The organism is Arthrobacter sp. NamB2, from assembly GCF_005281365.1.
Classification (GTDB): domain Bacteria; phylum Actinomycetota; class Actinomycetes; order Actinomycetales; family Micrococcaceae; genus Arthrobacter_D.
Genome location: NZ_SZWI01000002.1, coordinates 310,084 through 332,955, shown reverse-complemented (window position 1 = coordinate 332,955; position 22,872 = coordinate 310,084). Strand labels below are relative to the sequence as shown.

27 protein-coding genes are annotated in these 22,872 nt (G+C 66.5%); 8 read left to right on the top strand and 19 right to left on the bottom strand.

Annotated features, from left to right (window positions below; genetic code table 11):
• The first annotated feature begins 57 nt into the window (after positions 1–57).
• Complete coding sequence (locus tag FDK12_RS05220) at positions 58–1,347, top strand: ammonium transporter (RefSeq protein WP_137368559.1); 1,290 nt, start codon at positions 58–60, stop codon at positions 1,345–1,347.
• A gap of 213 nt (positions 1,348–1,560) precedes the next feature.
• Here the strand turns inward: FDK12_RS05220 and FDK12_RS05215 are convergent, their stop codons facing one another.
• The 8 genes from FDK12_RS05215 to FDK12_RS05180 form a co-directional block, all read right to left on the bottom strand.
• Complete coding sequence (locus FDK12_RS05215; RefSeq protein ID WP_137368558.1) at positions 1,561–1,932, bottom strand: GNAT family N-acetyltransferase; 372 nt, start codon at positions 1,930–1,932, stop codon at positions 1,561–1,563.
• A gap of 110 nt (positions 1,933–2,042) precedes the next feature.
• Complete coding sequence (locus FDK12_RS05210) at positions 2,043–2,336, bottom strand: hypothetical protein (protein WP_137368557.1); 294 nt, start codon at positions 2,334–2,336, stop codon at positions 2,043–2,045.
• Positions 2,337–2,627: 291 nt separating this feature from the next.
• Complete coding sequence (locus tag FDK12_RS05205) at positions 2,628–4,253, bottom strand: 5-oxoprolinase/urea amidolyase family protein (RefSeq protein ID WP_137368556.1); 1,626 nt, start codon at positions 4,251–4,253, stop codon at positions 2,628–2,630.
• A gap of 10 nt (positions 4,254–4,263) precedes the next feature.
• Positions 4,264–5,022, bottom strand: coding sequence for a LamB/YcsF family protein (locus tag FDK12_RS05200; RefSeq protein WP_137368555.1), 759 nt, complete (start codon positions 5,020–5,022; stop codon positions 4,264–4,266).
• Between the two features lie 151 nt (positions 5,023–5,173).
• A complete protein-coding gene (locus FDK12_RS05195) occupies positions 5,174–5,434 on the bottom strand; it encodes a CDGSH iron-sulfur domain-containing protein (RefSeq protein ID WP_317616713.1) in 261 nt (86 codons plus the stop codon).
• A complete protein-coding gene (locus tag FDK12_RS05190; RefSeq protein WP_137368554.1) occupies positions 5,431–6,465 on the bottom strand; it encodes an iron-containing redox enzyme family protein in 1,035 nt (344 codons plus the stop codon). The genes FDK12_RS05195 and FDK12_RS05190 overlap by 4 nt, the downstream gene beginning before the upstream one ends.
• A gap of 218 nt (positions 6,466–6,683) precedes the next feature.
• Positions 6,684–7,142, bottom strand: a complete 459-nt coding sequence (locus tag FDK12_RS05185; protein ID WP_137368553.1) for a DUF4383 domain-containing protein — start codon at positions 7,140–7,142, stop codon at positions 6,684–6,686.
• Between the two features lie 33 nt (positions 7,143–7,175).
• Entirely contained in the window at positions 7,176–8,057 is an 882-nt protein-coding gene (locus tag FDK12_RS05180; RefSeq protein WP_104116503.1) for a manganese catalase family protein, read from the bottom strand.
• A gap of 282 nt (positions 8,058–8,339) precedes the next feature.
• Between FDK12_RS05180 and FDK12_RS05175 the strand changes: the two genes are divergently transcribed.
• The 3 genes from FDK12_RS05175 to FDK12_RS05165 are packed head-to-tail and all read left to right on the top strand — an operon-like array spanning position 8,340 to position 10,314.
• Positions 8,340–9,170: a hypothetical protein gene (locus FDK12_RS05175; RefSeq protein ID WP_137368552.1), complete on the top strand. Its 831-nt coding sequence runs from the start codon at positions 8,340–8,342 to the stop codon at positions 9,168–9,170.
• The gene (locus tag FDK12_RS05170) at positions 9,170–9,622 is read left to right on the top strand and encodes a phage holin family protein (protein WP_104116505.1); all 453 of its coding nucleotides are present in this window, start codon (positions 9,170–9,172) and stop codon (positions 9,620–9,622) included. Before FDK12_RS05175 ends, FDK12_RS05170 begins: the two co-directional genes overlap by 1 nt.
• The gene (locus FDK12_RS05165; RefSeq protein WP_137368551.1) at positions 9,619–10,314 is read left to right on the top strand and encodes a DUF3618 domain-containing protein; all 696 of its coding nucleotides are present in this window, start codon (positions 9,619–9,621) and stop codon (positions 10,312–10,314) included. The genes FDK12_RS05170 and FDK12_RS05165 overlap by 4 nt, the downstream gene beginning before the upstream one ends.
• A gap of 138 nt (positions 10,315–10,452) precedes the next feature.
• Here FDK12_RS05165 and FDK12_RS05160 read toward each other — a convergent pair whose 3' ends face one another.
• Positions 10,453–11,046 (bottom strand): cysteine hydrolase family protein, encoded by a 594-nt coding sequence (locus FDK12_RS05160; protein ID WP_137368550.1) that lies wholly within the window; start codon positions 11,044–11,046, stop codon positions 10,453–10,455.
• Positions 11,033–11,308, bottom strand: coding sequence for a hypothetical protein (locus tag FDK12_RS05155; RefSeq protein WP_137368549.1), 276 nt, complete (start codon positions 11,306–11,308; stop codon positions 11,033–11,035). The genes FDK12_RS05160 and FDK12_RS05155 overlap by 14 nt, the downstream gene beginning before the upstream one ends.
• 427 nt (positions 11,309–11,735) lie before the next feature.
• Between FDK12_RS05155 and FDK12_RS05150 the strand changes: the two genes are divergently transcribed.
• Complete coding sequence (locus tag FDK12_RS05150; RefSeq protein WP_137368548.1) at positions 11,736–12,614, top strand: DUF2382 domain-containing protein; 879 nt, start codon at positions 11,736–11,738, stop codon at positions 12,612–12,614.
• A 218-nt stretch (positions 12,615–12,832) separates the two neighbouring features.
• Positions 12,833–13,255, top strand: coding sequence for a MarR family winged helix-turn-helix transcriptional regulator (locus FDK12_RS05145; RefSeq protein WP_223263100.1), 423 nt, complete (start codon positions 12,833–12,835; stop codon positions 13,253–13,255).
• On the opposite strand, the gene dnaB is transcribed toward FDK12_RS05145, so the two are convergent.
• From dnaB to FDK12_RS05115, 6 genes are all read right to left on the bottom strand, one after another.
• On the bottom strand, positions 13,252–14,628 hold the full coding sequence (dnaB, locus tag FDK12_RS05140; protein WP_137368547.1) for a replicative DNA helicase: 1,377 nt from the start codon (positions 14,626–14,628) through the stop codon (positions 13,252–13,254). The genes FDK12_RS05145 and dnaB overlap by 4 nt on opposite strands.
• 651 nt (positions 14,629–15,279) lie before the next feature.
• Positions 15,280–15,729 (bottom strand): 50S ribosomal protein L9, encoded by a 450-nt coding sequence (rplI, locus tag FDK12_RS05135; RefSeq protein WP_043442543.1) that lies wholly within the window; start codon positions 15,727–15,729, stop codon positions 15,280–15,282.
• Between the two features lie 15 nt (positions 15,730–15,744).
• Positions 15,745–15,984, bottom strand: coding sequence for a 30S ribosomal protein S18 (gene rpsR / locus FDK12_RS05130; RefSeq protein ID WP_005273147.1), 240 nt, complete (start codon positions 15,982–15,984; stop codon positions 15,745–15,747).
• Positions 15,985–16,091: 107 nt separating this feature from the next.
• Complete coding sequence (locus FDK12_RS05125) at positions 16,092–16,673, bottom strand: single-stranded DNA-binding protein (RefSeq protein WP_137368546.1); 582 nt, start codon at positions 16,671–16,673, stop codon at positions 16,092–16,094.
• Positions 16,674–16,732: 59 nt separating this feature from the next.
• Positions 16,733–17,038, bottom strand: coding sequence for a 30S ribosomal protein S6 (rpsF, locus tag FDK12_RS05120; protein WP_104116512.1), 306 nt, complete (start codon positions 17,036–17,038; stop codon positions 16,733–16,735).
• A gap of 156 nt (positions 17,039–17,194) precedes the next feature.
• Positions 17,195–18,478, bottom strand: a complete 1,284-nt coding sequence (locus FDK12_RS05115; protein ID WP_137368545.1) for a M18 family aminopeptidase — start codon at positions 18,476–18,478, stop codon at positions 17,195–17,197.
• 291 nt (positions 18,479–18,769) lie between these two features.
• Here FDK12_RS05115 and FDK12_RS05110 point away from each other — a divergent pair, with 291 nt between their 5' ends.
• Both FDK12_RS05110 and FDK12_RS05105 read left to right on the top strand, forming a co-directional pair.
• A complete protein-coding gene (locus tag FDK12_RS05110; protein WP_137368544.1) occupies positions 18,770–19,423 on the top strand; it encodes a TasA family protein in 654 nt (217 codons plus the stop codon).
• Positions 19,424–19,513: 90 nt separating this feature from the next.
• A complete protein-coding gene (locus tag FDK12_RS05105; RefSeq protein WP_137368543.1) occupies positions 19,514–19,960 on the top strand; it encodes a hypothetical protein in 447 nt (148 codons plus the stop codon).
• Positions 19,961–19,972: 12 nt separating this feature from the next.
• Here FDK12_RS05105 and FDK12_RS05100 read toward each other — a convergent pair whose 3' ends face one another.
• From FDK12_RS05100 to FDK12_RS05090, 3 genes are read right to left on the bottom strand one after another with little or no spacing between them, the layout of a single operon-like run.
• Entirely contained in the window at positions 19,973–20,680 is a 708-nt protein-coding gene (locus tag FDK12_RS05100; RefSeq protein ID WP_137368542.1) for a response regulator, read from the bottom strand.
• Positions 20,628–21,950: a sensor histidine kinase gene (locus tag FDK12_RS05095; RefSeq protein WP_137368541.1), complete on the bottom strand. Its 1,323-nt coding sequence runs from the start codon at positions 21,948–21,950 to the stop codon at positions 20,628–20,630. The genes FDK12_RS05100 and FDK12_RS05095 overlap by 53 nt, the downstream gene beginning before the upstream one ends.
• A 32-nt stretch (positions 21,951–21,982) precedes the next feature.
• The gene (locus FDK12_RS05090) at positions 21,983–22,870 is read right to left on the bottom strand and encodes an ABC transporter permease (RefSeq protein ID WP_137368540.1); all 888 of its coding nucleotides are present in this window, start codon (positions 22,868–22,870) and stop codon (positions 21,983–21,985) included.
• Between the last annotated feature and the right edge of the window lie 2 nt (positions 22,871–22,872).

The window sequence follows — 22,872 nt, the reverse complement described above, 5'->3', positions numbered from 1 at the left end:
ATCCCGGGCTCAGATCCCTCCGGCACGTGCAAGCGCTTTCACGGAAATGGACTTCCCATGGATTCAGGAAACGTCGCTTGGATTCTCGCCAGCGCCGCGCTCGTCTGTCTGATGATCCCGGCCCTGGCTCTGTTCTACGGAGGAATGGTGGGGTCCCGCCGCATCCTCAACATGATGATGATGTGCTTCGGCGGGGCGAGCCTGGTCGCCGTGTTGTGGGCCCTCTTCGGTTACTCGATGGCCTTCGGTGACTCGGTGGGCGGCTCAGGGCTGATCGGGAACATCGCGGAGTACGCAGGCATGGGCCAGCTGCTCACCGAGGACCCTGCCGCCCCCCTCCCTCCGATCCTGTTCGCAGCCTTCCAGCTCTTCTTCGCCTGCGTGACGACGGCACTCGTCGCAGGTGCCGCTGCCGGCCGCATGAAGTTCGGTGCCTGGATGATCTTCGCGGGGATCTGGGCCACGCTGGTGTACTTCCCCATCGCCCACTGGGTCTTCGCCTTCAGCTCGGAGGACGGCTCGGTCGTGGGCGGCTGGATCGCCAACAACCTCGGTGCGATCGACTTCGCGGGCGGACTGGCGGTGCACATGAACGCCGGCATCGCGGCCCTTGCGTTGTCACTGGTCCTCGGCCGCAGCCACGGCTGGCCGAAGGCGGACCACGCCAAGCCGCACAGCCGCCCTCTGGTTCTCGTCGGCGCCGGCCTCCTCTGGGTCGGCTGGTTCGGGTTCAACGCAGGGTCCGCGCTCTCGGCAGGGCATTCCGCGTCGGTCGTCTTCCTGAACACGGCGGTTGCCGCGTCCGCCGGGTTGCTGGCCTGGGCTCTCGTCGAGCGGATCCGCAACGGCGCGGCCACCAGCATGGGCGCCGCGTCAGGATTGATCTCTGCACTGGTGGCCATCACACCGGCATGCGGGGCGGTCAGCCCCATGGGCGCTCTGGCCATCGGGGCCATCGCAGGTGCCGTCTGCTCCCTCGCGATCGAGCTCAAGTTCCGCCTGGGCTTCGACGATTCACTCGACGTCGTCGGGGTTCACCTCATCGGCGGCATCCTGGGTACGCTCCTGATCGGGCTCTTCGCCACCGAGGACGCCCCGAACGGTGTCTCCGGGCTGTTCTATGGTGGCGGTTTCGACCTGCTGGGTGTCCAAGCGCTCGCAACGGTGGCCGTCCTCGCCTACTCCTTCGTCGTCACGTGGGTCATCGCGCAGGTCATCCAGCGCACGGTCGGCCTCCGTATCGAGCAGGAGGACGAGCTCCGCGGCATCGACATCTCCGCGCATTCCGAGTTCGCCTACCTGACGGATGAAGACCCCGTGGACCTGGGGGCTCCTCCCCGCAGGTAACCGCACGTCACCCGGCAGCAGCCATGAGGGCACCGGGCGCCCCCCCCGCCATTGCGGGCGGGTCGCCTGGTGCCCTCGTCGTCGGTCTGCTCTGGCGGACATCCGGCGTCGTCGCTGAGGCTTCCACCGCGTGCGGGATGGGACTCAGGGCTCGAACCCGGTGCGGGGGCGCGCAGGCCGGCAATCGGCTGAGCGCCGGCGCACCAGGCGTGGCTAGAGCCTCAGCGTGGTCAGCTGCGCAACAGCGTCCATCGGGCCGACCGTCGCGATGCCGTGCGCGCGCGCCCAGGACAGGAGTTCCTCCGTGATGGCAGCGGCCACGCCGGACCACCGCGCGTACGGCAGCACGTAGATGTAGTCGACGTCGGCGCGCGAGTCGTCGAGCAGCCGCAGGCCACCACAACCCACCGGCTGACCGGTCGCGAGCTCGTAGGCGATCAGGAAAACGGCGATGGATTCGCCGTCGTCGGTGGTCGGACGGAGTTCCGGCAGCTGCCCTCGGTCGTTCTCGGCCCGCAGCGCATCACGCAGCCCCATGCCGACCGGGTTGGTCCAGGGGACCCGTCGTACCCTCAGCGTCTGCATCGCGACCTCCTGTGGAAGTGGTGTAGGTCACCACGCTACGGAGCAGCGGTTTCGGCAGCGTTTCCGGTGGCGAAACTCCGTGTGCCCGGACCCCCACAGTCCACCCCCGCCTACGGGCCCGTGTTCCCCTCCGCCGCACGGTCCGCTCGCTGTGCTCCCTGCCTGACATGCTCTGCATGCCGCATGACGAGGGAGGCTCCGATCAGGACGGCGCCGAACGGCAGGCAGAACGAGGTCACCGCGGAGACGAGGGCCGCCCAGGAGTGGTACAGCGTGTTCGGGACACGGGCATCCTGGTGGACGGCGTCGAGCAGCGGGTACGGAGACAGCAGGAGCACGAACCCGACGACGCCGACCACCACCCCGGCGACGAGGGTCTTCTTCTGCAATGACGATCTATTCACAGCGGCTCCCTTGTCGGGGCAGGCTCTCCGCCCCTTCTCCTACTGCACGCGAGGCGACCGCGAATCCGACGAGGGGACGGGCCTGGGGTGCCCTCCGATGGACGCCCACGGCTGCGAGCGCACCCGATGCACCGAGGCTACTGGCTCCTCCGTCGAGTACCAATCGCCCCGCCGGGTGAACCAGGAATCGCCATCACGTCGCCGGTGGTAGCCGCGCAGCCCGTGCCTCTCGCATTGCTTGTGGAGAGCGGGGGACGACGAGCGCGGCGCGGGCCGGAACCACCAGGCCCGCTAGGCGCTCCCGGAACCGGCGAGGGCGAATCGGATCAGCGCTCCAGGGGGCAACTGGGCGGCGCGGTCCAGGTCCGCGGAGACGACGACGGCGATGACGGGGTAGCCGCCCGTGACCGGGTGGTCCGCGAGGAACAGCAGCGGCAGGCCCGACGGCGGCACCTGGAGCGCACCGCGCACTGTCCCCTCGCTCGGCAGTTCGCCTTCGCGCATCCTCGTCAGGGCAGGACCGGTGAGCCGAAGACCGATCCTGTTCGACTGCGCTGAAACGGCCCAATCCGTGCCGCACAGGAGAGCGACGGCGCCGTCGTCGAACCAGGCGTCCCGCGGACCGGGGACCACTCGCAGCACCTCGGGGGACCCGGCACGCCTCGGAGCCTCCGGCCCACCCACGGCGGATCCGGGCCGTTCCTGACCTACCGGCAGGGCGGTTCCCCGCATCAGGGCCGGCGGCCCGAGGCCGGACAGCGAATCCGTCGATCGGCTACCCAGCACCTGCTCCGCGGCGAATCCGCCGCGCACGGCCGTGTAGGCGCGCAATCCGGCCACCGGCGGGGACTGCCGCAGCACCTCACCGCTTCGCAGGAGGAATGGCGCGCACAGGGACGGTGAGTGCTCGACGCCGTCCGGCGTGCTGACCGTGAGGTCCACCTCGGCCCCGGTGACGGCGAGGACGTGGTCCTCCTCCGCTTCGAGCGCGAGACCGCCGTTGAGGCTTTCGATGACCGCGGAGCCGGCCGGGTTGCCGACGAGCCGGTTGGCCTGCCGCAGGGCTGCGCGATCGAGAGCACCGGCCCCGGCGACCCCGAGGTCCATCAGTCCTGGCCTGCCGAGGTCCTGCACGGTGCTGTAGAGGCCGGGATCGACGACGGTCAGGCCTCCCTGCGCGCCGGCCGGCCGGGTTGAGGCTGCGGAGCCAGGAACGACCGATGCATCCGCCGTACCGGGAGCGGCAGACAGCCCCCCGTCGTGCATCCCCTGCGCGGAAATCTGCACCAGCTCGCGCACCGCCGTGAACCGTACCGTGGTGCCGGGTCGGATGAGCGCTGGTTCGGCGCGGTGCGTATCCCAGAGCACAGCAGCGGTCCGCCCGATCAATTGCCATCCGCCGGGGGATTCACGCGGGTAGACAGCGGAGTACGGTCCAGCGAGTGCCACAGAACCGGCCGGGACCGCCGTCCGCGGCGAGTGCCGCCGGGGCACTTCGAGCCGTGGATCGCCCCCGGTGAGATAGGCGAAACCAGGGGCGAAGCCCCCGAAGGCTGCCACCCACGGCGTGCCGGTATGGGCTGAGACCACGGCTTCCTCGCTCAGGCCGGTACGCCGGGCGACGTCGGCGAGGTCGACGCCGTCGTACTGCACCTCGATGGTGACGAGCGAGTCCCCCTGCTCGGACGGCAGGGAAGGATCGATGGATCGCAGGCGCGCGGCAAGGGCGTCGATCTGCCGCGCCTCCCGGACGGTCACGAGCACGGTGCAGGCAGCAGCGACGACATCCGCCTGACCCTCGACCGGATGCTCCTGGAGGTGGGCCTGCAGGCTGAGCACTTCCGGCAGGCCGGGGAGCTCGACCAGTAGCGCGCGATCACCGACCGGCCGGAGGACCAGCTCCGCCGGGCGGCTCACGTCGGCAGGCTCAGGCAAAGGCACCGACCGTCACACCCGCCGAGACCAGCGCCTGCCGCACTGCTGCGGCCATCGCGACGGCACCCGGAGTGTCTCCATGAACGCAGATGCTCTCGGCTGCGATCCGGATCCGGGTTCCGTCGATCGCGACCACCTCTCCCTCCGTCGCCATCCGCAGCACGTGATCGACGACGTCGGACTCGCGGTGGAGGACTGCACCCGGCTCGCGCCGGGACACGAGGGCACCATCCGGCGTGTAGGCGCGGTCGGCGAAGGCCTCGACCACCGTGCGTAGTCCTGCCGAGCGCGCCTGCTCCTCGATCACGGTGTCGGGCAGCACGAGCAGTGGCAGGGACTCGTCCACCTCGAGGACGGCCTGCACCACGGCGCGGGCCTGCCGCTCGTGTACCGCGATCGCGTTGTAGAGGGCTCCGTGGGGCTTCACATACCGCACGGAGGTGCCGGCTGCGTGTGCGAGCGCCTGGAGCGCGCCGATCTGGTAGACGACGTCGTTCGTCAGTTCGACGGGGTCGACGTCGATGAATCTCCTCCCGAAGCCCGCCAGGTCCAGGTATCCCGGGTGGGCTCCGACGGTGGCACCGGCGGCAGCAGCCGCCGCGCAGGTCGCCCGGATACCGGTGGGGTCGCCGGCGTGGAAGCCGCAGGCCACATTGACGCTGGACACGGACTCGATGATGCGGGCGTCGTCCCCGAACGTCCAATGACCGAAGGACTCCCCCACGTCGCTGTTCAGATCGATCGCCGCCATCCGGCCTCCCTCCCGTGTGCCTCCAAGCTTGCCCGACCGCTCCGCATTGTCCAACAGGGCGCACCTACGGTTTTCCTGCCGCACCCGGGCGGCACTGCATCGCAGGTGCGGACGCGAGGTGTCGAAGGACGGCGCTCCGGCGCGCGGTCTGTCACGGTTCGGATCTGAACCCGATCAGCTTGTGGGACCCGTCGCAGTAGGGCTTCAGCACCGACGCGCCGCACCGGCACAGCGCCACAGTGCGCCGGGTGCGCGGCAGTTCCTCGCCGTCCGGGCCGACGAGCTCGAAGTCGCCGCGGATGAGGAGCGGCCCGTTCGGGCAGGCGACAACGGAGGCGGGGGCGGCCTCGCCCGAGTTCAGGGAACGCATCGGTGCCGGGCCGGCACCGTCGGACGGCGACTCGTCGCTCACGAGGCCATCGATTCCGAGGGACGCAGCGACGAGCGTCCCGACTCCCACGCCTCCATGATGTGGACCGTCATGAGGGTGTCGACGGCGAGTCCGGCAGCTGCGCCGAAGAGGACGTCCTGCAGCAGGCGTGGTTCGGATTCCACGAGGCCGCCGGCCATGTCCCTTCCCGCGATCTGTTCGTGCACGGCGTCGGCCTCGACGTGTTCGTCGAAGTACTCCGTGGCGTCCTCGCCGTACCCGTGGCGTTTGAACCCGCGCGAGTAGAGGCGGTTGGGCTGGGAGGAGGTCATTTCGTACGCAGCAAGGTGACCGACTACCGCGCCCCGAAGCCGACGGTTCAGGCCGAACAGTGACATCAGGTTGTTAACGGCCAGGGTGATTGCAGGGGCCGCATCGAGGTAGGCGCCGTAGGAGTCATCCATACCGAGTGAACGCATGGTGCGGGCGAAGAGCGCGGAATGCATCCGGGCCGGCAGGCCGTTGCCGTATTCATCGGCCTGGATCTCGACCATCGCGGCCTTCGAACGCCCTGCCAGCCGCGGGATGACCCAGGTGTGCGGGTCGGCTTCCTTCAGCTGGTAGATCGATTTATGCACGAGGAACTCACGCAGTTGCTCCTCCGTCGCGGACTTCGCTACAAAGCGGGACATGCTGGGGCCCGAGTCCTCTCCGGTCATCCGGAACAGCTCCTGGCAGACCGCTTCGCTCGTTGCTTCGGGCAGGCTGCCGAGGACGACTTCGTCCCGCACCCTGGCCTCGAGGGCCGCCTCGATCCGGTGCCGCACCCGCAGGAGGTCGGGATTCCACTCCCAGTCGTCGCCGGCCCCGTCGATCCCGCTGTAGTGCAGCTCGTACAGGCAAAAGAGCGCCAGCTGGAGGTTGTCGTCGTGCAGGATGTCAGCCGTCGCGGCGACGGCGCTCTCGACCAGCCGATCGAGTCGGAGAAGCGGTTCCTGCTGCGATTCCACGGTACCGCTGATCACGGCCAGGACGAGGGCGCTGATATCTCCTCGGGGTGACGGCTGCTTCATCGAGGTCCTTCTCTCTCGGCTGCGCGCCCCACTGGGAGGGGCATTGATGCTAAGCGTACTTCGTATCTCCATACTGTGGAGCGAGCCTTCAGGGGCCGAACACGACGACGCCGGACCGATCGAGCCCCAATGGGCGACCGCCGGTCCGGCGTCGTCATGTCATTTCAGCAGCACTCGTGCCGCTCGGATCCGCTCCTCGGAACGGGTTTCCGGTTGGATCAGGCGCGGGCCTTCGTGCGGTCGCTGCGGGTGAGCAGGAGCGCAAGCGCGATCATTGCGACGGCCAGCAGGAAGTGCAGCCAGTTGTCCGCGCCGTTCAGGGGAACGAAGTTCGCAGCGGAATCCTGGCCGATGACGAGGCCGTAGATCCAGAGGATCGCGTAGATGATGCCACCACCGAGCAGGTAGTTGCGCGCACCGGAGACGGTCTTCGCCATCGCCAGGCCGGCGATACCGAAGAGCAGATGCACAATGTTGTGGAGGATCGACACCTGGAAGATGCCGAGCAACTTGGCCTCGGACGTGTGGCCGGCAAACTGCATCGTGTCGTAGTCCGAGGTGATTCCCGGAATGAACCCGAGGATTCCCACCAGCAGAAATACGATGCCCATTGCCTGTGCAGCGCGCTGTACCTTCGTGCGGCCGTGGTCCACCGTACGGTTGTTCGTGCTTGTCATGACGATCTCCTTTTCTTCGGGTTGGTCGTGCAGTTATTCGCGGTTCAGCTTATCTTGGATTGTTCCCGCCATTTTTTCGACGGTGTTGGGGATCTCCGTGGTGCCGTAGAAGCGTGAGTCCGGATGCGTGGCTGGCGGCATCGGGGCACTCGTCGTCGGACCCTCGTGATACGTGAATTCTCCCTTGCCGTCAGGGGTCGGGCCGGAGGCCCAGCTGCCCTCGGACGCGGCCTTGCCGTCGGAGAAGTTGAGGTACTGGTAGGAGACCTCGCGTGCTTCCTTCTTGATGGGGAAGTTGCTCGGCACGGGCAGCTCTTCCAGCTTCGCCTCCTGAAGTTCCTTCGCCGCTGCGATCCACTGGTTCTGGTGCATGGTGTCGCGAGCCAGGAGGAAGGACAGCATATCGCGGATCCCGTGGTCGTCGGTCATGTGGTACAGGCGGGCCACTTGGAGCCGACCCTGCATCTCGGCGTTCGCGTTGGCGGTGAAGTCCGCGAGCAGATTTCCGCTCGCCGTGATGTAGCTGCCCTGCCAGGGGTTGCCGTTGCTGTCCGCGGCGCGCGCTCCGGCTCCGGCGACGATGGCCTGCTGCATGTCCGTGCCACCGATGACGGCAGCGATGGCGGGATCAGCCTGGATGGAATCCTCCGTGATGCCCAGGGGCGCCTTCTCGAGCAGCTGCGCGATCATGGTCGCAAGCATCTCCACATGGCCCATCTCCTCGGCACCGATCCCGAAGAGCAGGTCGCGGTACTTCCCGGGGATGTGGGCATTCCAGGCCTGGAAGCTGTACTGGAGCGCGACGGTGATCTCGCCGTACTGTCCGCCGAGCACCTCCTGGAGCTTGCGCGCGTAGATGGCATCGGGCTTGTCCGGGCTGGCCTTGTACTGAAGTTCTTGCTTGTGGAAAAACACGGGTGGTTACCTCCCCACGTAGCGACCACCCGGGGTGATCCCCGCTCCTTCTGGAAGCGGCCACCGAGGGTCCTCTTGATCCGACGCTAGCCGCGCACCTAGGATCTATGGAAGATACTAAGCGTACTTATTTAGATGTTGCAGTATTTCCGGGAAGAGCTTGCATCGGGGAATGTAAGCATGCTTAGCTTCAGAGATAAGTCCAGCACGAGATGCCGGACCATCGCGCAACATCACGATGGAGCGTCCGCTACAACGGCAATATCAACGTTAGGAATGAACATGACTACGCAGAATTGGCCGCAGGATCCCCTGGTTCCCTCCACCACCGGAACCGAGTCGTCCACTTCGGACCTCGGAACCCACGAGCTCGGCACCACGGAGTTCACGGGTGGCTCGACGGGCTCCGGCGACTCGAAGGCGTCGGTCGCGAAGGACCAGGCCAAGCAGGTAGGCCAGGACGGCAAGGAAGCTGCCAAGAACGTGGCAGGCACGGCCGCCTCAGAGGCGAAGAATGTTGCAGCCGAAGCCGGCTCGCAGGCCAAGAACCTGTTCGGCACGGTGACCTCCGAGGTCAAGAACCAGGCCGGCACGCAGCAGCAGAAGATCACCGAGGGCATCCGGAGCATCTCCGATGAGTTGAAGTCGATGGCGGACAAGTCGGACAACCAGATGGTGTCCAGCATCGTCCAGCAGGCCTCCCAGCGTACAAGCTCCGCCGCAAGCTGGCTCGAGGGCCGCGACGCCGCTGACATCCTCGAGGACGTCAAGGCCTTCGCTCGCCGGAAGCCGGGAGCTTTCCTCGCCATTGCAGCAGGCTCCGGCCTCGTGGTCGGCCGCCTCACGAAGGGCCTCACGGGCAACCGGGAGTCGACCAGCACCTCCGGCAGCACTCAGGACTCGACCGCAACCGGAAACTACCCCACCTACTCCGAGTCGGATTCCGGCCTCTACAGCGGCACCCCCGCCACCGCCACCTTCGGTGAGACCACTCGCGGCCAGCACGTCGCCGAGCCGACTCCTGCCTTCGTGGACCCCGCTGACGACTACCCCACCATCCCGCCGGGAACCCCTCCCGTCGGCACCCTCCCGAATGACGGGAGCCTGCGCTGATGAGTGAGGCATACACGAGCGGCTCCCACCAGGCCGCCGCTCCCCTGCCGTCGGAGGCCGAGCAGCGCTCTGCCAACGCGTCGGTGGGCGAGCTGCTCGGGGAGGTGACCAAGGACCTCTCGAAGCTCATGCGTCAGGAAGTGGCACTGGCGAAGGCCGAGGCCACCGAGTCGGCGAAGGATGCCGGAAAGGGTGCCGGCATGTTCGCCGGTGCCGCGGTCGGCGGTCACTTCGTCCTCCTGTTCCTGTCTCTCGCCCTCATGTGGGGCCTCGACGCGCTCATGCCGATCGGTTGGGCTGCCGTCATAGTAGCTGTCATTTGGGGCATCATCGCCGCGGTGCTGGCCATGCAGGGCAAGAAGGAAATGAAGAAGGTCAAGGGTCTCCCCCAGACAGCGGAGACCGTCAAAGAGATTCCGCCGACACTGAAACCAGGTGAGCACACACGATGAGCCAGACACCAGATGAGATTCGCGCAGATATCGAACGCACCCGCATGGAACTGGGTACAGACGTGGATGCGGTGGCGGACAAGGTGAACCCCGCCAACATCGCCCACCGTCAGACCGAGAAGGTCAAGAACAGCTTCAGCAATGTGAAGGAGACCGTCATGGGCAAAGCCGAGGACGTCAAGGATTCCGTCATGGGAACGGCCGGAGATGTGAAGGACTCGGTGTCCGACAGGGCCGGCGGCGTGAAAGACAGCTTCAAGAGCACAGCCGGCAGTGGAAAGGGAGCCGCCCAATCGGCCACCGGAACCGCGAAGGACAAGGCCCTGCAGGCCGGTCACGCGGTTCAGGGTGCGCCCCGCCAGCTTTCGAGCAAGGCCGCCGGCAACCCGCTTGCCGCCGGGTTGATCGCATTCGGCGCCGGCTTGCTCGTCTCCTCGCTCATCCCTTCGAGCCAGAAGGAGCAGCAGGCCGCTTCCCAGCTCAAGGAGCAGGCAGCCCCCTTGAAGGAGAAGGTGACCGAAGCCGCGAAGCAGGTTGTCGAGGACATCAAGGAGCCCGCGCAGGAGGCCGTCCAGTCCGTGAAGGATACGGCCGCCGAGTCGGTTCAGACGGTGAAGGACGAGGGCCAGCACGCAGCCAGTGACGTCAAGGGTAGCGCGCAGGACGCGAAGTCGAGCGTTCAGCAGGGCTGATACCGGATCGATTGAAGGGAGGCCGCCGGGACGACCCGGCGGCCTCCGCTGTTGTCGGTAGGAACTCCGCAGGCGGCCGCCGGCGCAGAGCGGAAGCAGCCCTCGGTTGAGCGAAGCGCTGCTTTCGACCGCGGGAGGTCAGCCGAACCGCGCCTCCGCCTCCTCCTGGCCGATGATTGGCTGCCTGTACTCGACGGAGAGGATCTCCAGCATGGCAGCGGCGTAATCGTCGTTGGTGCTGCCGATGGCGTCGAGCGCATAGCTCACCCGAAAGTTCTGGGCAAAAGCGTCGGCTCCCGTGTGAGCGACGCAATTGTGCGTAGACACTCCCGCGAGCACCACGCTCTCCACACCTTGGGCTCGAAGACGCTCAGCGAGGTCGGTGCCGAAGAAAGCGCTGTCGCGCGTCTTCGTGACTGTCTCGATTCCCTCGACATCGAGGCCCTCCACGAACTCCGCCTGTCGGGTGCCCCGGAAGATGAACCCCTGGTCGTCGTCGAGCATCGACAGGGTCCACGTCGACCGGTCACGCAGGTGCTCGGTCCTCGCCAGCAGCACGGGTACGCCGCCGGCGCGGGCCGCCGTGATCAGGCCGTTGCACGCGGCAACGAGCGTGTCCTGTGCCGCGCCGAGCTTCTCGTCCTCGAAGAATGCGTTCTGCATGTCGATCACGAGCAGGGCCGTGCCGCGCGTGGTCCGGCCAGCCCCGGAGCTGAGGTCAGACTGCCGCATCGGACGTCCTCGGAGTGGGGAATGACAGGCCGTCAGGGACTGGCTCGGCTCCTGTCGGCGGCACATCCGCGAGGCGACGAACCTCGGCCTCGGGCAGGTTCGCGGCGCGGGCGATCTGAACGTGCGTATGGCCCGTGGCCAGCGCTTGCCTGATGGCTTCTCCGAAGGCCATGGCGAGCCTGTCGCGCTCGAACTCGGCATCCTCCAGATCCGCAGCGGCCACCATCACGTCGCTGATGGTGGATGGACGAGTAGCTGACATGTCTGCCCTTTCGGTGGGCTCGGGCACGGAACCAGGCGCGCTGCCCGGGCCCGAAGCGTGATCTTCGCGAAGGACGTCAACCCGGCGCAGGCCATCCTGCTCGGCCGGTAATCGTCGTTCCATAAGAATCTGCATGACGGCCCCGGTGTAGAACCTAGTTCGTCCAGGGAACATTCGGCCGCTTGCTGGACCTTGTCGCCATCATACGGAAGCCCTGATCACGACGAAAGCCGCAGGCTCCGGCAGCGGACGGCGCAGCACCCATCCTGCCGTGGCGAGATCCGGAAGGGAACGATAAGCATGCTTCCAATTAACTACTAAGTGTGCTTACCCTAGAGACCGGTGGTTCGAGGGGCTTCGGTCCCATGGAACCTATAGCCGAGAATCCCATACCCCTCACAGTGAGAATGCTCAGAAGGAGAAGGTAATGATCGCTCAGGAGAACATCGACACGCTGCTCGGCAACGGCGGCAACGTCCTCGGTTCCGACGGGGAGAAGATCGGCTCGATCGGCCAGGTCTACCTCGACGACCAGACCGGCGAGCCCAGCTGGGTCACGGCGAAGACGGGCCTGTTCGGAACATCGGAGTCGTTCATCCCGCTGCAGGGTGCGGACATCGAAGGCCACGACGTCCGCGTGCCCTACACGAAGCACCAGGTCAAGGACGCTCCCCGGATCGACTCGGACGGCAGCCTGAGCCCCGAGGAAGAGGATCGCCTCTACCGCCACTACGAGATCGGCGGCGGTACCGCCGACTACAGCGACACGACGACGGTCGGCACCGTCGGCCACGGAGAGCGCGACGTCGACATCGACACCACTTCGGGCCGCCACGCCGGTGTCACCGACACCGACACAAGCACCTACTCGGGCACTGACCGTGGCACGGTCGGTCACGACACCTCCGGCCCCACCACCGATGACGCCATGACGCGCTCCGAGGAGCAGCTCCATGTCGGCACGGAACGCCGCGAGGCTGGCCGCGCCCGCCTGCGCAAGTACGTTGTGAGCGAGAACGTCACCCAGACCGTACCCGTGAGCCGCGAGGAGGTCCGCGTCGAGCGCGAGCCCATCACGGATGCCAACCGCGGCGACGCCTACGACGGCCCCGCGATCAGCGAGGAGGAGCACGAGGTCACGCTCCACGCCGAGCGCCCCGTGGTCGAGAAGGAGGCGGTTCCCGTCGAGCGCGTTCGCCTGGACAAGGAGACCGTGACGACGAACGAGACGGTGAGCGGCGAGGTCCGCAAGGAAGAGATCGAGATCGAGGGCGCGGATGACACCCGCCGAGGCAACAACCTGTAATCGATTGATGCCGTAGAGGGCCCGGGGCACAGCTCCGGGCCCTTCGTCGTCCCGTGTGACGCGCCGCCGGGCTGCCGCGCGCGCCGGTCGTGACGGCAGCATTCACTGCCCTGCGACCCGATAATAAGCCTGCTGTCTATTTGGGGCGAAGTTGTCTAGAGTAAGTAGAAGGAACAAGCGCATCCACCGCGTACAACCGAGGGGAAGGAAACGCCATCGTGCCGGAGTTGAACGATTGGTCGACCAGCCGCCTGCTAACGACCGCGGCCCGCATCGTCGAGCATTCATGGAACGAGAAGCTCCTGAGCATCGGCATCACGCACGCAGGGCTGACGACATTGGGAGTACTGGAGCGGGAAGGAACCCTTACCGGGGTACGTCTGGCGCAGCTCGTCCACGTACAGGCGCAGACAGTCGGGCGGACCCTCGACCGCCTCGAGAAGCGCGGTCTCGTGACACGGCTCCGCAACACCGCCGACCGGCGTAGTCAGCGGATCACCATCACCTCGGCGGGGCTCAAGGCTCTGGAACGCGCCAAGAACATCGAGCATGAACTCATGGCCGAGGACGGCCTTGCGTCCGAAGACCTGCGCGACCGGCTGAAGACGGTCATCCAGGAGCTCGGTCCGAAGAAGGACTAGTAGCCCCCGCCGTCGGCGGCCATGTTGTTGAAGCGCGAGTAGTGCCCCTGGAAGCCCACCACCAGGGTCTTGGTGGGTCCGTTTCGGTGCTTGGCCACAATCACATCCGCCTCGCCGGCACGGGCCGACTCCTTGTCGTAGACGTCGTCGCGATGCAGCAGGATGACCATGTCGGCGTCCTGCTCGATCGATCCCGACTCTCGAAGGTCCGAGACCTGCGGGCGCTTGTCCGTTCGCTGCTCGGAACCGCGGTTGAGCTGGGACAGGGCGACCACGGGCACGTTCAGCTCCTTCGCCAACAGCTTGAGGGCGCGGGAGAACTCCGACACCTCCTGCTGGCGGGACTCCACGCGCTTGCCGGACGACATGAGCTGCAGGTAGTCCAAGACCACGAGCTTCAGGTCATGCCGCTGCTTCAGGCGCCGGCACTTCGCCCGGATCTCCATGAGGGACATGTTCGGGCTGTCGTCGATGAAGAGCGGAGCGTCGTTCATACGACCCATGGTCGTGGCGATCTTCCCCCATTGCTCATCCTTGATAGTCCCCTTCCGCAGGTCCTGGAGACCGATGGTGGCTTCAGCGGACAGAAGGCGCATCGCGATCTCGTTCCGCCCCATCTCGAGGGAGAAGAAGACGGTGGTCATGTTGTGCTTGATGGCTGCCGACCGCGCCCAGTCCAGGGCGAAGGTCGACTTCCCCATCGCGGGACGGGCCGCGACGACGATCATCTGACCACCATGAAGCCCCTGGGTGAGCTCGTCGAGCTCGTAGAAACCGGTGGGCACCCCCGTCATACCTTCCCCGCGGTGCCCGGCGGACTCGATCTCGTCGACGGTTCCCTCGATGATGTCCTTGAGGGCCACGTAGTCCTCGGCTGTCCGGCGCTCGGCTACCGCGTACACCTCGGCCTGGGCTGCATTGACGAGGTCATCCACCTCGCCGTCGTTGGAATAGCCGAGCTGGACGATCTTGGTACCCGCGTCCACGAGGCGGCGGAGGACTGCCCGTTCACGGACGATCTCCGCGTAGAAGCCGGCGTTGGCCGCCGTCGGAACGGACTGGATCAACGTGTGGAGGTAGGCGGGTCCGCCGATACGCGAGATCTCCCCGCGTTTCGTGAGTTCGTCCGAGACCGTGACGGCGTCGGCGGGCTCCCCGCGCCCGTACAGGTCGATGATCGCCTCGTAGATGCTCTCATGGGCCGGCCGGTAGAAGTCGATACCCCGGAGAACCTCGACGCAGTCCGCGATGGCGTCCTTCGAGAGCATCATCCCGCCGAGTACCGACTGCTCCGCGACGAGGTCCTGAGGGGGCGTGCGCGAGAACTCCGGGGCGCGTGTGTCCGATGATGAATCTGCATGTGCCAGGGACACTGAAGGGCCTCTCTCCTACTGTCGAAGCGACGGTCGCCGTAACGCACCGCCGGACACCCGGGCCGGGTCCGACAGGACATGCCTATCACCCGACACCCTCACTATTGGGAATCTCCCGCAACGCTAGCCCTCCTGCCGGGCACCACAAAGCGCGGTGCCAACAGGGGGTGTGGGTAAGTGTGAATAAGCTGTGGATTAAGCAGGAAGTATTGTGCACAGGATGGGGAGAACTCTGTGGACAAGTATCTTCAGTAGCTTCGAAGTAGCCCCTGACCTGCGGAAACGTTATCCCCCGCCTGTGGAGCGGAATTAGTTCTGATCGACTCTCATCCACAGGCGCGCTGTTGACAACTCTCGGGAAACCACTTCGCTAAGTTCCCTAGCCGCACATATCGCCGCAACGCCACACTCCGTCCCGGGCGCTACCCAGCACCAGAACCGGTGGACGTGGGCGTATGCACGAAGCAGTACTTGAAAGGAGGCTGAGGAAAGCGCCGGCGGCTCGAGTACCCCCGCGAGTAGTCGCGACAAGGCATGGACAGCAATCCGGCTCCGGCCTCATGCGGGCGGGAGCAGAGTCCTTAACCAGAGAAAGCCCCCGCTTGTGCGGGGGCTTTCTCTGGTGGTTCTGATCTGGCAGAGCAACGAGCGCTAGCTCGCGACGACGTCCAGATCGATGACGGCTGCTACGTCCTCGTGGAGACGGACGTTGGCCTGGTAGGAACCGACCGACTTGATATGAGCCGGGAGCTCCACCTTGCGCTTGTCGATCTTGCCGAGACCAGCAGCCTCGACAGCCTTCGCGACATCGTCGGCCTTGACCGTGCCGAACAGGCGGCCGGAGCCACCCGCCTTGACGGTGAGGGTGACAGGCTTCGCCGACAGTGCGGCTGCCTGGCGCTGGGCGTCCTCGAGCGATGCGTGCTCACGGGCGGAGCGGGCAGCCTTGATCGACTCGACCTGCTTCTCGCCACCCTTGCTCCACATCAGGGCGAAACCGCGGGGCAGAAGGTAGTTACGTGCGTAACCGTTCTTCACCTCGACGACGTCGCCTGCGGCACCGAGTCCGGTGACTTCCTGGGTCAGAATGAGCTTCGACATAGTGTGTCCCTTTCCCTAGCCGCGGCCAGCGCCGGAGTACGGCAGGAGAGCGACTTCGCGGGCGTTCTTGATTGCCTGGGCGATCTTGCGCTGCTCCTGGACCGTCACACCGGTGACGCGACGGGCGCGGATCTTTCCACGATCGGAAATGAACTTGCGCAGCAGTGCTACGTCCTTGTAGTCGATGACGGTGACGTCAGCGGCCTTCAAGGGGTTGGACTTTGGTTTGGGCTTACGGAGTTCAGCCTTAGCCATCGTGGTGCTCCTTTTTCTGTTGGAGCCCGCAGAACGATTCTGCGGGATGGGAATTGCCAGTTCCACGAGGAACTGCGGCAGGGGTCCCGGGAACGGGACCCTGCTGCCTAGAAGGGAGGCTCGGAGTCGGGGCCGTTGCCCCAGCCCTGCGAGTTACCACCCGCAGGAGCGCCCCAGGGATCATCCGCGGGCTGCTGGGCCTGCTGGCCACCACCGCCCCAGCCCGAACCGGAGTTCGAGCCGCCGGAGTTGCCACCGAAACCGCCACCGCCGGCGTTGCCACCGGAGTTGCCGCCGAAACCGCCACTGTTCCCGCCGCCGGAGCGCTGGGTACGGGTGACCTTCGCCGACGCATAGCGCAAGGATGGACCGATCTCGTCCACCTCGAGCTCCATGACGGTGCGCTTCTCGCCTTCTTTGGTGTCGTACGAACGTGACTTGAGTCGGCCCTGGGCCACCACGCGGGTTCCCTTGGTCAGGGTCTCTGCAACGTTTTCCGCAGCCTCGCGCCAGACCGACGCACGGAGGAACAGCGTTTCGCCGTCCTTCCAGTCGTTGCTCTGGCGATCGAAGGTGCGGGGAGTGGACGCGATGGTGAAGTTGGCAACCGCCGAACCCGACGGCGTGAACCGCAATTCGGGGTCGTTGGTGAGGTTGCCGATCACCGTGATGACTGTTTCGCCTGCCATGGTGCCTCCTTAGTCACTTCCCGCAGGAGCGGGATGGGTGGATGAGGAATCTGCCGAATCTACTCGGCGGAAACCTTCTGCTCCTCGGGGCGGATGATCTTGGTGCGCATGATCGTCTCGTTGAGGCTCAGCTGGCGGTCGAGCTCAGCAGCCACGGCCGGAGTCGCGGTGAAGTTGACGACGGCGTAGATGCCTTCCGTTTTCTTCTGGATCTCGTACGCGAGGCGCCGGCGTCCCCAGATATCCACCTTGTCCACTGTGCCGCCGCCGTTGCGGACGACATTCAGGAACTTGTCCAGTGTTGGGTCGATGGAGCGTTCCTCGACGTCGGGGTCGATGATTACCATCAATTCATATGCACGCATGTGTGAACCCACCTCCTCTGGGCTAAACGGTCGCGGTCCTTCCGCAACAGGAGGTTCTTTAGCGTTGGTCCGGCCGCCGTCGCGGTATGAACCGCCGACCGGTTGTGGCACAGACGTATCAATGGTACCGGACGATTCGATGGAGGCGGGTCCGAGCTACTGTCCAGCGCGGAAGAACGCCGTCGTGGCCGTCGCGAGGTGGCCGGGGTCCTCCACGCCGCAGAGCTCGCGGGCCGAGTGCATCGACAGGAGCGGCGTCCCGACGTCGACCGTCCGGATGCCGAGCCGGGTCGCGGTCAGCGGCCCGATGGTCGACCCGCAGGGCATCACGTTGTTCGACACGAACTCCTGGTACGGCACGCCGGCGGCCCGGCACAGTGCAGCCCAGTAGGCGGCGCCCGGCGCATCCGTGGTGTACCGCTGGTTCGCGTTGATCTTCAGCAGTGGGCCCTGGTTCAGCACAGGCAGGTTGACGGGGTCGTGCCGCTCGGCGTAGTTCGGGTGTACCGCGTGTCCTGCGTCCGCCGAGACACAGAACGAGGACGCCAGGGCACGCAGGCGCTCCTCGGTCCCTGCGCCGAGACCCAGGGCGATCCGCAGGAGCATGTCTTCGAGGAACGGGCCACTTGCTCCGGAACGCGAGCCGCTGCCCACCTCCTCGTGGTCGAATGCCGCGAGGACTGCGATCGGCCCGTCCGAAGGGCCGGTCGACGCCGTGTCGATGAGCGCCGTGAGCCCGGCGTGCACCGAGGAGAGGTTGTCGAGCCGCCCGGACGCGAAGAACTCACCCCGGGCGCCGAAGACCCGAGGATCCTGAGTGTCGGCGACGACGACGTCGAATCCGCCGATGTCCTCAGCACGGACACCTGCGCTTCCGGCTAGCATCCCGAGGAGATCGGCGTCTGCCGGCTCTCCCAACCCCCAGACAGGATTCAGGTGGCGCTGCTTGTCCAACGCCAGGCCGTCGTTGACCGCACGATCCAGGTGGATGGCCAGTTGTGGGAATCGCAGCAACGGCCCGGTGGCCACGAGGTGTTCGCTTCCGTCGTGCAACGTGAGCCGGCCGGCGAGCGCGAGCTCGCGGTCCAGCCAGGAGTTCAGCAACGGCCCGCCGTACACCTCGACACCGGCCTGCAGCCAGCCGTACTTGCCCGTGGTCGGCTTGGGCTTGAGTTTGAACGACGGGGAATCCGTGTGGGCACCCAGGATGTGGAAAGCCGTGGTGGCACCAGCGCTCTCGGGAACCACCCAGGCGATGAGCGCGCCGTCGCGGATGGCGTAGAAGGACCCGATCGAGGCGTCCCAGGCGTCCCGCTCCTCGAGCCGACGGAACCCGGCGGCGGCAAGGCGCCGGCCTGCTTCCGCCACGGCATGGAAACTCGACGGTGACGCGGTGACATAGGCCGCGAGGTCCTGGATGTGCGCTGTGGATGGGCTCATCCCCCGATTCAACCAGATGGGGTCCGCACCACCGGAGATACCTCCCGCCCGAGCAACGGCCTCGGGCCCCCGTGGTCCCGCGTCCGGCGCTCTCTGATGTCCGGCACGGTATTTCTTCTCTTTCCCTTCGGTTTCCGCACGGTCTTCGGTTTTCTTTCGGCAAGGGTTCGCAGCATGCGCAGGGCCAGGTTTAGCTGCGCGTTCCAGAGTTGGTACCAGAAGCACCGGGATCCGAAGGAGACCGGAGAAGGCATACCAACCACCGCAGCACTCACGAAAAGGGTCAACCTCATGGCACGCACCGCCCGCAGCTCACGAATCAACATGAAGTCCACCTCCGGTAAGGTCCTCGCCTCCGTCGCCCTCCTCGGTGTGGCTGCCTCGGTTGCGGGTCTCGGGACCTACGGTTCCTTCACGTCCACGACGTCCGCCAGTGAGACCGTCACAGCCGGCTCCGTGAAGATCGAGCTCGGCGCGGCCGGCACCGCCGCCAACCGTCTCTCGGTCCCCGCCGTCGGCGTCATCCCCGGCGACACCATCCAGCGCGCTGCCACCCTGTCGAACACCGGCAACCAGAACTTCGGCGGCGTGACGCTGAGCACCACCGCCGCGGCTCCCGCTTCCAAGCTCACCACGGACGGTGTCAACGGCCTGCAGGTCGCCGTCGATGCCTGCAGCGTGCCCTGGACCGAAGCCGGCACGGCGCCTGCCTACACCTACACCTGCACCGGCGTGACCACCTCGGTTCTGCCGACCCGCCCGATCATCGGGACGGATGTCGTACTCTCCAACCTGGCGTCGATCACCAACCCCAACAGCAGCAAGGCCGACAACCTCCGGATCACCGCCACTCTGCCCACCGCTGCGGACAACACCTTCCAGGGCCTGACCAGCACCGTCGACTTCGCCTTCACGGCTACCCAGCGCGCAGCAACCAGCCGCTAGCCAGACGTGGCCCGGTGTCCTGACCCCCACCAGGACCCCGGGCCACGTGCACGACACCGCCGGACCGAGACCGCACCAGGAAGGACGAGCATGAGCCAGCACCGCACCGTACGCCGGCTGGGCCCACTGCGCCTGGTTCGCTTCGTCGTCCAGGTGCTCCTCGGAGTCATCGTCCTCACTTGGGCGCCCACGGTCGCGCAGGCCGCGTTCTCCGGCGCTACAGTGGCTCCGGTCACGGTCGGCACCTACGCGATTCCAGCTCCGGCCGGTGTCACGGGCAACTTCAGCTGTACCACGAACAAGCTGTCGATGACGGTGAACCTGACGGATTTCGGTGCCGTCAATCGCGCGACCGGCTACACCGTGTCCCTGACGGCACCCAACGGGCAGGTCACCACCAACAACCTCGCGGCGAACACCCGCTCCACGGCGATCACCCGCTCGTCGAGCACCGTCGGCAACTACACGCTGCGGATCCGGGCGAACGTGGGCACCTGGACAGGACAGAACCTCGAGCGCGTGCTCACCTGTCCATGATCAGGAAAAGGATCAGTGCGGACCGGCAGGACCGGGCACCACGATCCCGTTCTCGTACGCATACACGACAGCCTGCACGCGGTCCCGGAGATCGAGCTTGGTGAGGATCCGCCGCACGTGCGTCTTGATCGTCGCTTCGGACAGGAAGAAGCGAGCGGCCAGTTCCGCATTGGACAGCCCTTCGGCGATCGCCTCCAGCACTTCGTGCTCCCGCGGCGTCAGTTCGGCGAGCCGGCGGTCAGGCACCCTGGCCGGGTGTGCCGGGGCCAACGACCTGACGTACGTCTCGAGCAGGCGCTGCGTCACGCGAGGGGCGACGACGGCATCCCCGCTGGCGACGACACGTACCGCGTGCACCAGGTCCTCGGGGGCGACGTCCTTGAGGAGGAACGCGGAAGCACCCGCCTGAAGGCCCGCAAAGGCGTATTCGTCGAGGTCGAACGTCGTCAGGATGATGATGCGTGAGCAGGACCCCGAGGCGGTGATCTGGCGTGTGGCCTCGATCCCGTCTCCCTCGGGCATCCGCACGTCCATCAGCACGACGTCCGGCAGCAGTTCAGCGGCAAGGCGAACGGCCTCGGTACCGGTCGAGGCCTCGCCCACGATCTCCAGGTCGGACTCCCCCTCGAGGATCAGCCGGAATCCCATCCTGAGCAGCGGCTGGTCGTCAGCGAGCAGGACCCTGATCGGCGTATCCGGCGTGATGTCGTGCGCTGTCATCTTTCTGTTTCCCCCGTTCGTGTCCCGACCCGTCGTCATTGTCGGGGACTGTCAGATCCACTTCGACGAGCCACCCACCCGAGGGACGGCTTCCGACCTCGACCGCGCCCGCGTAGATCGCGGCCCGCTCGCGCATGCCGGCGATGCCCTGCCCGGAGCCAAGGGAGACGACCGGCCCCATGGCCCCGCGACCGTCGTCGGCGACGCGCAGTGAGACGGTGTTGCCGGTTCTGGCGATCGAGATGTCCACCAGCGTAACGCCCTTGCCGTAGCGCAGTACGTTGGTCAGCGACTCCTGCAGGATTCGGTACACCGTCAGCTGGAACGCCGGGTCATCCGGCAGCCGCGGGCCGCTGGTGGTCACCCGGAGTGGCAGGCCCGCGGCACGGAAGCCGTCGAGGAGCTGCGCCAGGGAGCTCGACGCCGGTAGCGGCTCGAGCGACTCACTGGCCGCCTCGGCCCGGAGTACACCCAGGACGCGTCGCATGTCTGCGATCGCCGTACGTCCGGTGCCCGACAGCTCCCGCAGGACCGCGACCGCGCGGCCCGGGTCGCGCTTCATGACGACGGCTGCTCCGTCGGAGAGCGCCACCATGACGGTGAGCGAATGCGCGACGACGTCGTGCATCTCGCGGGCGATGCGGTTCCGCTCGCCCGCCGAGGCCAGCTCGGCGTTGCGGGCCGCCCACTCCCGCAACTCGCTCTCGTGCTCGCGATCGCGCCGCACCGTGACGCCGACTCCGACGGCGATCGCGAGGAACATGACGACGAACCCGCTCAGCAGCCAGATCACTCCCGGGGCATCGGCGAAGATCCCCACGGGAATGAGGAAGAGTGCCCCCACCGAGAGGATCACCGCTGCGCCCGCCGCCAGCAGTGCCTTCTTCAGTGGATAGGTCGCTGCCACGGTGTAGAGCGCGATCATGGTGGCGACCGCTACGCTGCCGGCACCATCGGTGAGGAAGCTGACGGGTGGATCGAGCAGCGCGACGAACGCCAGGACGAACATCGGATGGCGCCGACGGAACACCAGGGCGCCCGCCGCGAGGATGATTCCCGGCAGCCCCAGCCAGCTGCCGTCCTCGAGGATCAGGAAGAGCGCATTGGGAAGAGCCACCAGGAGGAACGCCAGAACCACGACGGCGTCCATAGCCCTCGGGTGACTGCGGAAGAACCGCCGGACGGGACCCAGCCGGCGGGCGTTGAGCTCGGTGAAGGAAACCGCGGCCGTTCGTTCCGCGATTCCCTCCACCGAGAGTCTGTTACTCATGGGCTGGAGTCATGAGAGGTGTTCGGGGATTCTCACACGTCCCGCTTCTTGGCGACCACGAGTGCGATGACCAGGAGTACGAGGGCCCAGGCGGCCATGACGAGCCCGCCCTGCCACTGGGTCAGGGCGTCCTCGGCGACCTCGACGGCAACCATCTGTTCCCCCGCGTCCGCCGGCAAGAATCGCGCGGCGTCCGGGATCCAGTCTGCGATGCCGGAGAGGAGTTGAACGATGATCGGCAGGACGAAGAAGATGCCGACGGCGGTGACCACGCCACCGGCGGTGTTGCGGAGCAGGATGCCGATGGACATCGAGATCACCGCGACGAGTGCCAGGAATGTACCGGTGTTGATGACGCTCGCCAGGACGCCGTCCTCGCTCAGCGCGAAGTCCAGGTTCTCACCCCGCAGGATGGGCTGGGCAACGAGGTAGGACATCAGCGCGCTCACGAATCCCACGACGAAGGCGACGACTGCGATGATGACCGTCTTGGCCAGGAGAGCCGGGACGCGCTTCGGCACGGCGACCATGGTGGACCGGATCATTCCGGTGGTCCATTCGGAGGCGATCAGGACCACGGCCAGGGACGCGATCAGCAGCTGACCGAAGGCGAGCCCCGACGACGGCGTGGTCAACGCCTGGAAGCCCGGACTGCGGGGGCCCTCGGTAGGTGTGCGGAACTCTGCCGGCACACTCGGGTCGTTGATGGACTGGGCCATGATCGTGAGCGACCAGGCGAACAGCGCCGCGAGGCCCACCATGACGACGACGGTGGAGACGATGAGGATGACCGTCGAGGGAACCGTCGTGACCTTGATCCACTCGGACTTCACGACGCGGCCGAAGTTCACGCCCGGGCCGGTTTCGCGGTGCTGGCGCGGCCGCGACGGAGCCGGCGCGCTTGATGTCGACGTTGCCATGG

What these genes read in the sequence shown, in the direction of transcription:
- FDK12_RS05220 (WP_137368559.1), top strand. Translation starts at nt 58, where the DNA reads ATGGATTCAGGAAACGTCGCTTGGATTCTCGCCAGCGCCGCGCTCGTC.
- FDK12_RS05215 (WP_137368558.1), bottom strand. Translation starts at nt 1,932, where the DNA reads ATGCAGACGCTGAGGGTACGACGGGTCCCCTGGACCAACCCGGTCGGC.
- FDK12_RS05200 (WP_137368555.1), bottom strand. Translation starts at nt 5,022, where the DNA reads ATGGCGGCGATCGATCTGAACAGCGACGTGGGGGAGTCCTTCGGTCAT.
- FDK12_RS05190 (WP_137368554.1), bottom strand. Translation starts at nt 6,465, where the DNA reads ATGAAGCAGCCGTCACCCCGAGGAGATATCAGCGCCCTCGTCCTGGCC.
- FDK12_RS05185 (WP_137368553.1), bottom strand. Translation starts at nt 7,142, where the DNA reads ATGACAAGCACGAACAACCGTACGGTGGACCACGGCCGCACGAAGGTA.
- FDK12_RS05175 (WP_137368552.1), top strand. Translation starts at nt 8,340, where the DNA reads ATGACTACGCAGAATTGGCCGCAGGATCCCCTGGTTCCCTCCACCACC.
- FDK12_RS05170 (WP_104116505.1), top strand. Translation starts at nt 9,170, where the DNA reads ATGAGTGAGGCATACACGAGCGGCTCCCACCAGGCCGCCGCTCCCCTG.
- FDK12_RS05165 (WP_137368551.1), top strand. Translation starts at nt 9,619, where the DNA reads ATGAGCCAGACACCAGATGAGATTCGCGCAGATATCGAACGCACCCGC.
- FDK12_RS05160 (WP_137368550.1), bottom strand. Translation starts at nt 11,046, where the DNA reads ATGCGGCAGTCTGACCTCAGCTCCGGGGCTGGCCGGACCACGCGCGGC.
- FDK12_RS05155 (WP_137368549.1), bottom strand. Translation starts at nt 11,308, where the DNA reads ATGTCAGCTACTCGTCCATCCACCATCAGCGACGTGATGGTGGCCGCT.
- FDK12_RS05150 (WP_137368548.1), top strand. Translation starts at nt 11,736, where the DNA reads ATGATCGCTCAGGAGAACATCGACACGCTGCTCGGCAACGGCGGCAAC.
- rplI (WP_043442543.1), bottom strand. Translation starts at nt 15,729, where the DNA reads ATGTCGAAGCTCATTCTGACCCAGGAAGTCACCGGACTCGGTGCCGCA.
- rpsR (WP_005273147.1), bottom strand. Translation starts at nt 15,984, where the DNA reads ATGGCTAAGGCTGAACTCCGTAAGCCCAAACCAAAGTCCAACCCCTTG.
- FDK12_RS05125 (WP_137368546.1), bottom strand. Translation starts at nt 16,673, where the DNA reads ATGGCAGGCGAAACAGTCATCACGGTGATCGGCAACCTCACCAACGAC.
- rpsF (WP_104116512.1), bottom strand. Translation starts at nt 17,038, where the DNA reads ATGCGTGCATATGAATTGATGGTAATCATCGACCCCGACGTCGAGGAA.
- FDK12_RS05115 (WP_137368545.1), bottom strand. Translation starts at nt 18,478, where the DNA reads ATGAGCCCATCCACAGCGCACATCCAGGACCTCGCGGCCTATGTCACC.
- FDK12_RS05110 (WP_137368544.1), top strand. Translation starts at nt 18,770, where the DNA reads ATGGCACGCACCGCCCGCAGCTCACGAATCAACATGAAGTCCACCTCC.
- FDK12_RS05105 (WP_137368543.1), top strand. Translation starts at nt 19,514, where the DNA reads ATGAGCCAGCACCGCACCGTACGCCGGCTGGGCCCACTGCGCCTGGTT.
- FDK12_RS05100 (WP_137368542.1), bottom strand. Translation starts at nt 20,680, where the DNA reads ATGACAGCGCACGACATCACGCCGGATACGCCGATCAGGGTCCTGCTC.
- FDK12_RS05095 (WP_137368541.1), bottom strand. Translation starts at nt 21,950, where the DNA reads ATGAGTAACAGACTCTCGGTGGAGGGAATCGCGGAACGAACGGCCGCG.
- FDK12_RS05090 (WP_137368540.1), bottom strand. Translation starts at nt 22,870, where the DNA reads ATGGCAACGTCGACATCAAGCGCGCCGGCTCCGTCGCGGCCGCGCCAG.